The sequence below is a fragment of the Synechococcus sp. R6-10 genome (assembly GCF_047461815.1).
In the GTDB taxonomy this organism is placed as follows: domain Bacteria; phylum Cyanobacteriota; class Cyanobacteriia; order Thermostichales; family Thermostichaceae; genus Thermostichus.
The window spans coordinates 1-7,174 of record NZ_JANSHW010000459.1; the positions used below are offsets into that span (position 1 = coordinate 1).

General features: G+C 58.1%; 9 protein-coding genes and 1 pseudogene. 4 read left to right on the forward strand and 6 right to left on the reverse strand.

What is annotated here, in order from left to right; all coding sequences use genetic code 11:
* Positions 1-381 (forward strand): annotated as a pseudogene (locus tag NW837_RS12130) (right-handed parallel beta-helix repeat-containing protein); the annotation flags it as partial.
* A 333-nt stretch (positions 382-714) separates the two neighbouring features.
* On the opposite strand, the gene ndhI reads toward NW837_RS12130, so the two are convergent.
* From ndhI to NW837_RS12150, 4 genes are read right to left on the reverse strand one after another with little or no spacing between them, the layout of a single operon-like run.
* Positions 715-1,347: an NAD(P)H-quinone oxidoreductase subunit I gene (gene ndhI, locus NW837_RS12135; RefSeq protein WP_414331863.1), complete on the reverse strand. Its 633-nt coding sequence runs from the start codon at positions 1,345-1,347 to the stop codon at positions 715-717.
* A gap of 38 nt (positions 1,348-1,385) precedes the next feature.
* Positions 1,386-2,507 (reverse strand): NADH-quinone oxidoreductase subunit NuoH, encoded by a 1,122-nt coding sequence (gene nuoH / locus NW837_RS12140; RefSeq protein WP_414331864.1) that lies wholly within the window; start codon positions 2,505-2,507, stop codon positions 1,386-1,388.
* A 56-nt stretch (positions 2,508-2,563) separates the two neighbouring features.
* A complete protein-coding gene (locus NW837_RS12145) occupies positions 2,564-2,767 on the reverse strand; it encodes a hypothetical protein (RefSeq protein WP_414331866.1) in 204 nt (67 codons plus the stop codon).
* 29 nt (positions 2,768-2,796) lie between these two features.
* Positions 2,797-3,981: an NAD(P)H-quinone oxidoreductase subunit H gene (locus NW837_RS12150; protein ID WP_414331873.1), complete on the reverse strand. Its 1,185-nt coding sequence runs from the start codon at positions 3,979-3,981 to the stop codon at positions 2,797-2,799.
* Positions 3,982-4,150: 169 nt separating this feature from the next.
* Between NW837_RS12150 and NW837_RS12155 the strand changes: the two genes are divergently transcribed.
* Positions 4,151-4,474, forward strand: coding sequence for a DUF3288 family protein (locus NW837_RS12155; RefSeq protein WP_414331868.1), 324 nt, complete (start codon positions 4,151-4,153; stop codon positions 4,472-4,474).
* Between the two features lie 57 nt (positions 4,475-4,531).
* Here NW837_RS12155 and NW837_RS12160 read toward each other — a convergent pair whose 3' ends face one another.
* On the reverse strand, positions 4,532-5,089 hold the full coding sequence (locus tag NW837_RS12160; RefSeq protein ID WP_414331869.1) for a carboxymuconolactone decarboxylase family protein: 558 nt from the start codon (positions 5,087-5,089) through the stop codon (positions 4,532-4,534).
* Positions 5,090-5,254: 165 nt separating this feature from the next.
* A complete protein-coding gene (locus NW837_RS12165) occupies positions 5,255-5,509 on the reverse strand; it encodes a hypothetical protein (protein WP_414331870.1) in 255 nt (84 codons plus the stop codon).
* A 59-nt stretch (positions 5,510-5,568) separates the two neighbouring features.
* On the opposite strand from NW837_RS12165, the gene ureG reads away from it, so the two are divergent.
* Together ureG and NW837_RS12175 are read left to right on the forward strand one after the other, a co-directional pair.
* Positions 5,569-6,231: an urease accessory protein UreG gene (gene ureG / locus NW837_RS12170; RefSeq protein WP_414331871.1), complete on the forward strand. Its 663-nt coding sequence runs from the start codon at positions 5,569-5,571 to the stop codon at positions 6,229-6,231.
* Positions 6,228-7,031: an urease accessory protein UreD gene (locus tag NW837_RS12175; RefSeq protein WP_414331872.1), complete on the forward strand. Its 804-nt coding sequence runs from the start codon at positions 6,228-6,230 to the stop codon at positions 7,029-7,031. Before ureG ends, NW837_RS12175 begins: the two co-directional genes overlap by 4 nt.
* Positions 7,032-7,174 lie beyond the last annotated feature (143 nt).

Genomic DNA, 7,174 nt, shown 5'->3' on the forward strand with positions numbered 1-7,174 from the left:
CCGGTATTGGGCACCGGCCCCATTCAAGTTACCTTGAGTTGGAACACCATCGATGACCTTGACCTGTATGTTACGGATCCCACGCAGCAGACCGTGTTTTTTAACAACCGAATTGTCCCTTCTGGAGGACGGCTGGATGTGGATGCCAATGCCGACTGTGTTGCCGTAACCCAAAATGCTGTGGAGAATGTCTTTTGGGCTTCCACCCCGCCCTCAGGGCCATACTTCATCGAGGTGAGATTGTTCCGGCGCTGCTCCCAATCAACTGCTCCCATTCCCTTTACCGTAACGGTTCGCAAGAGCGGAAACGTCGCGCAGACTTTTAGCGGCTTGGCCACATCCCCTGGCTTGGCGGGTAGGTTTACGTTTTCCTTCCCCTGAAGTTAGCCAAGGCTGGCAGCCATCTGCCCTGCCCACGTATGGCCATTTTGGTTCAGACTAGGACACCACACCTATACTCATACTCAGATCTTTGATTGCAGATCGCAGGGTTCAGAAGACCTTATTTCTGCGCCCCAGGCATCTCATTCCCACTAAGGACAGCTCCAACTTCGCGGCCTCGACGCTTTTTCTGGCCATCACCTTGCGGCAGCGGGCGATGCTGGAAGGCAGTCCCACAAGTTCAAACAGTCACATCCCCTGGGAAAGGGGCTAGGGGTGGCGGACAGCGGCGCGGAGCGCTTTGCGTCAGCATGAGTGCGGGAGTATGTCACGCTATTCCGCAGCAGCCTTGGCTGCTTTCGCTTCGGCTTCCTTAGCAGCTTTGGCCGCTCTCATTTCCGCCAGAATCTCCTCCGGTCGTTTGCCAGCCCGCTGGGATCCAGCAGGCAAGTCGTGGGGATCGATCACCCCTTTGGGCAGATAGGCAAATTCTCGCAAGGGGGTCACCATCGGGTCTTCGGTAACCTTAGAGGGCAAACGGCCCATCGCCACCTGATGGTAGTTGAGGTCGTGGCGGTCGTAGGCGGCCAGCTCATAATCCTCAGTTACCGAGAGGCAGTTGGTGGGGCAAAACTCCACACAATTGGCACAGAAAATGCACACCCCAAAATCAATGCTGTAGCTGTAAAGCTCTTTTTTCTTCAGCTCTGGGTTGTAGGCCCAATCCACCACTGGCAGGTCAATTGGGCAAACCCGAACGCAGATCTCGCAGGCAATACACTTATCAAACTCGAAGTGGATGCGTCCCCGAAAGCGCTCAGAGGGGATCAGCTTTTCGAAGGGGTATTGCACGGTTACCGGGCGCCGGCCCATGTGGTCGAAGACAACCCCCATCCCTTGGCCGATGTACTTGGCGGCTCGGAAGGCATCGCCCACATATTCTTTGACACGCTTTAGAAAAGTCATGACCTATGTTCTCCCTCTCTTGCCTCTTTACTTCTCATTCAACCCCCAAAAAAGGTGGGGAAGGCGAGCTTTAGGGCTGCCGTCAGCAGCAAGTTGACAAAGGATACAGGCAGCAAAAACTTCCACCCCAAATCCAGCAGTTGGTCAATGCGCACCCGTGGCAAGGTCCAGCGCAGCAGGATGGCCAAGAAGATGAAGATAAAAGCTTTGACCATCGTCATGACAATGCCCAAGGCCGCCGCGCCGATCTGCAAGAAAGGGTTATCCAAGGGGATCCCGGCCAAGGCGGCAATCGTTTCCACCGGCACCACGAACGACCAGCCCCCCAAGTACAGCACCGCTGCAATGAGGGAAGCCAGCAGCAGGTTGGCGTAGGATCCCAGATAAAAGAGGGCAAACTTCATGCCGGAGTACTCCGTTTGGTAACCGGCCACCAGCTCTTCTTCTGCTTCCGGCAAATCGAACGGGATCCGCTCCGTTTCCGCCAGAGCCGAGATCAAGAAAATCACAAAGCCAATGGGCTGCCGCCACACATTCCAGCTCAAGATGCCCAGGCCGCTCTGCTGCTCCACGATCCCCACCGTGTCCAGACCGTTGCTCATCAGCACCACGGCCAACACTGACAGGGCCAGCGGCAGTTCGTAGCTGATCGATTGAGCTGCCGCGCGTAGCCCACCCAGCAAGGAGTACTTGTTATTGGAACCGTAGCCCGACATCAACAAACCGATGGGTTGCACGCTGGAGGTGGCGATCAGGAAGAACACGCCAATGGCAATGTTGGAGATCAATAGGTTCTGGCCAAAGGGAACCACCAGGTAGCACAAAAAGACGGGCAGGAAAACCAATATCGGCCCCAGCGTGAACAAAACCGGGTCGGCCAGGATGGGCAGAACATCCTCTTTAGTCAGCAGCTTGATGCCGTCGGCAATGGGGATCAGCACCCCCTGAGGGCCGGCCATGTTGGGGCCAATCCGCTGTTGGGCTGCTGCCGAGATCTTGCGCTCCAGCCAAGTCATGACCATCACCCCCAAGGTGGCGGCGATGATCAGCAGCAACATCGGCAGGGGCATCCAGAGGGCATGGGCTGCACCTGCTCCCAAGCCTAGGTTCTGTAGGGCAGTCTCGAAGCCAAGTTGTAGGTCGATACCAGCGTTTGTCATGGGGGTGAGTAGCTCCCTAGAGATGGCGGGTTGGGTAGGGTTTGGGATCCCTGTAGCTAAGTTTTCCCGTTGGGATCCGATTGGGGGGGACGGTTGCGGCGGCGTAGCTCCTGCTGGATGATGGCCTGAAGGCGAGCATCAGATAGCTCTTCCGCGCGGCGGCGCCTTTCCTCTTGGTACTTAGCCCATTGCTTGGGGCCAATAATCGCAGCAATGACAGACACAATCAACAGCGGCAGAACCAAGATCGCCCAGGCCATTGCCTTTGTCCTCGCTTTCCGTAAGTATCTTAGCGATCCACCTCGCCCATGATGATGTCAATGCTGCCGAGGATGGCGATCATGTCGGCTACCTTCATGCCGCGAATCAACTGAGGCAGTACCTGCAAATTGACAAAGCCGGGGGGACGGATCTTCCAGCGCCACGGGCAGACGTTGTCGTCACCAACAATGTAAATGCCCAGCTCCCCCTTAGCGCTCTCCACCCGCACGTAGGCTTCCCCCTTGGGGATCTTGAAATTGGCGGAAGGCTTTTTGCTGATGAACTGGTAGTCGCCTTTGTTCCACTCCGACTTCGGCCCCTCCAGCATGCGCTTGGCTTCTAGGTTTTCAAAGGGGCCGCCCGGCAGAGCCTTCACCGCTTGCTGCACGATCTTGCAGGACTCGCGCATCTCTTTCATGCGCACCCGATAGCGGGCTAGGCAATCCCCTTCGGGATAAACGGCCACCTCCCAGTCGAAGTCGTCGTAGCATTCGTAGTGATCCACTTTGCGCAGATCCCAGTTGACGCCACAGGCCCGCAGCATGGGGCCGGACAGCCCCCAATTGATGGCATCCTGCTTGGAGATGGTGCCCACCCCTTCCAGCCGTCGGCGGAAGATGGGGTTGTCGGTCACCAGCCGTTCGTACTCATCCACTTTGGGCAGGAAATACTCACAAAAGTCTAGGCATTTTTCCGTCCAGCCGTAGGGCAAATCCACTGCTACGCCGCCCACCCGGAAATAGTTGTTGTTGATCAAGCGCATGCCGGTGACGGCTTCAAACAAATCCAAGATCCACTCCCGCTCCCGCATGGCGTAGAGAAAGGGAGTTTGTGCGCCCAAATCCGCTAAGAAGGGGCCAAACCAGAGCAGGTGGTTGGTAATACGAGTTAGCTCCAACATGATCACCCGCAGGTAGCTGGCCCGTCTGGGCACGCTGATCCCGGCCAGTTTCTCAACGGCATTGACGGTGATGGCCTCGTTGAACATGCCGGCCCCGTAGTCCCAACGGGAGACGTAGGGCAGGTATTGCACCACCGTGCGGTTTTCGGCGATTTTTTCCATGCCGCGGTGCAAGTAGCCAATCACCGGTTCGCAATCGACGATGTTTTCACCGTCTAGGGTGACCAGCAGGCGCAAAACCCCATGCATGGAGGGATGGTGCGGCCCAAAGTTGAGCAACATCCGGTCGGTACGGGTCTCGATCATGGGCATGGGCATAGCCGCCGCCTCCGCAACTGAAGAATGTTCATGGTCTGCAACATTTGCAGTATAGCGGTTTTCTTCTGCCTTCTCGGGATCCCATGCCATCAAGGATCCCAATCCTCGATATTGAAAGTCTCCAGGGGAACTCAGCTAGAGTGAGAAAAAAGGAGGGAGGCCGATGGCTGTATCCCGTTCACCCTCGAGTGGCTCATCCCGACGAGAGCAGCAACATCCGCAATATGCCACCGACCGAGCTGCGCTCGATGAGCTGATGGTGCAGGCTCAGGAGAGGCCCCTCTCCGAGTGGGTGCTGGCGGAAGTCGCCCGTTTGCGCATCCGTTACCACGGTTTCCCCGGTGCCTGGGATCTGCAGCGGGATTTGGATCAAATCCTGGAACAGTGGGGCCTGAGCGAAGAAGAGCTGTTCGCCCGGACTCGCCAGATCCATGCCCGCGGCCAGGTGTACGACCGCAGCTTTAGCACGCGAGACGACTGGGCCTAGTGGAGGGTTTGGGTCGGGATCCCTTACCCCCCTGAGAGAGGGGAGTTTGCCGGTTGTTCATGAGACGTGAAGCTGCTCGGCAAAGATGGGATCCAAAGGCACATCCAGGGCGGCAATCACCTTAGTCCAGAAGTTCATAAAGCCAATCCAAGCCGATAGCTCCACCAGATCTTCATCTGACCAAATGGCTTTTAGCTGGGCAAAGAAGCTGTCGGTCACCACCATGCTGGGCACGGTCATCCGCTCGGCGTACTCGATGGCCAGCTTCTCCGCTTCGGTGTAGAGGGTGCTGGTGCGGGCCTGGGCCACCGCCGCAATTTTGGCAGGGGAGGCGCCGTACTTTTGCGCCTGCAGGGTATGGTAGGGCAGGCAGTAGTGGCGGCAGCCGTTGATTTGGGCAATGCGGATGCTGACCAGCTCCTTCAGCTCTTCAGGCAAGTTGGGGTTTTGGGTGTGCAGCGCCCCGTACAGGTTCATCACGGCTCGCATCAGTTGGGGCTTGTGGGCCATCACCTGCAGGGGGTTGAGGGCGGTGCCGTAGGTTTTCTCCAGGCTTTCGTAAACCTTTTGCAGTTGCTTATCGGCTTTCTCTGGGGTAACAGGAGGGATCCGCATGGACGGTCTATAAAAATTGCAGCATTCTCGACTTTAGCGCGTCTGGGGGATCCGCCCAAGCCTAAGGGGGATTCACAGCCTTGGTGAGTGATCCCTTCTCCCGTTGAGAAGGGGGCCTTGGTCTTTTGGTTTCGTTCCAGACACTCCTGCAGGGCTTGCAACCTGTCAAGGATTGCCCAAGGATTGCTCAACGGCTTCCACCTGCTGCTGGGTGGCTGTGGCCCCTTGGTTGAGGGTTTGCTGCAGTTGATCCCGCGATTGGTAAATCTGCAGCGGCCCACCTTGAGGGATCCCCTGCTGGGCAGCTTCTGGGCTGGCTTGCTCTGGTCTCGGCTCCGAACTCAGCGGGTTGCGATAGAGGCGGTTAACCAGCAAAAATCCCACCAGCACCACAGCAGTTGCCACCAAAAGCCGAACCATACTCGGATCCCTTGCAAGCATCTGGTTCTAGAATGCCCAAAAAGAGGAGCAGGTATCCGATGTCGGGCAAAGTTGCGCAAACTTCCCAGCCGGTACGGGTTGGCATTGGCGGCCCGGTGGGATCTGGAAAAACCGCTTTGGTGGAAAAGCTCTGCTTGGCGCTGCGGGACCACCTGTCTTTGGCGGTGGTGACCAACGATATCTATACCCGCGAGGATGCCGAGTTTTTGGTGCGGGCCAAGGCCCTGGAGGCAGAGCGGATCATTGGCGTAGAGACCGGCGGCTGCCCCCACACCGCCATTCGGGAAGATGCCTCCCTCAACCTAGACGCCATTCAGGAGCTGGAGCGCCGCTTTTGCCCCCTGGATCTCATCTTGGTGGAATCGGGGGGGCACAACTTGGCAGCTACCTTCAGCCCGGAGCTGGTGGACGCCTGCATTTACGTCATCGACGTGGCCGAAGGGGACAAGATCCCGCGCAAAGGCGGGCCGGGGATCACCCGCTCCGACCTGCTGGTGATCAACAAGATCGATCTGGCTCCCTATGTGGGAGCAGACTTGGGGGTGATGGAACGGGATGCCCGTCGCATGCGGGGAGATAGGCCCTTTGTCTTTACCAACCTGCGCACGGGTGAGGGGCTGGAGCAGGTTCTCAGTTGGCTGGAGCGGGAGGTGTTGTTTCGCCCCATCAAGGCCGACCCCCCCTCGGTGAGCCGCCTGTGAACTTCGGTAAGGCCATCTTGAAGGCAACCCGCCGAGGCGACCATACCCACATTTGGGAGTATTCTCAGGCTCCCTTGCAATGGCTGGGATCCCCTGGGGAGCCACCTGTGTACTACCTGCGCAACCCCAACGGCGGCCTGCTGGGTGGGGATCGCCACCGGATCGAGATCGGGCTGGGGCCAGGCTCGGCGCTGGAAATTCGCACCCAAGGGGCAATGCGGCTACATCCCGGCTTGATTCGGCAACAGGTCAAGGTCAAGCTGGCCCCCACCAGCCAGTTGATCTGGATCCCTCACCCGACCATTCCGGGGGCAGGGGCAGACTTTCGCCAGCAGGTGCAAATTGAGCTGGATCCCACAGCCCGCCTGGCCTATGCCGAGATCTGGACTGCCGGACGGCTGGCCATGGACGAACGCTGGCAGTTTGAACATCTTGCCAACTGCTTGCAAGTTTGGGTCACTGCTGGGATCCCATCCTCCCCCGAGGGGAGAAAACTCTGGCTGCAGGAACACATAGACCTGCACTTTCCCCATCGGCAGGTCTCCGCCGCGTCAGTGCTGGGATCCCATCTCTGTTGGGGATCCCTGTACTTGCTGGGGGATTGGCCGGAACCCACTTGGCTGACCGTTCACATCAGCGGAACGGAGTCCCCATACTGGCTGGTCAAGTCTCCGGATCCCATCTGTAAGGGTTGGATTCTGCGCCAGGTGGGGCCACAGGCAGAGGCCATTTGGCGGCATTTTGGCCAGGTTGTACTACAGCTTGCTCAAGCCAAGGGTGGCTCACCCCAGGGGTGGTAGACTAAGGCTGACTCAAACCAACTGGTTGACCCAAGGCCGGGACGGAGTCCTTTGAACGCTGCTCAACGGATTCTCAGCTAGAAATCGCAGGAGCCCCGCACTGTACCCGTAGGGTCAGTGCCGGGAGGAATGCGCTTTGATGA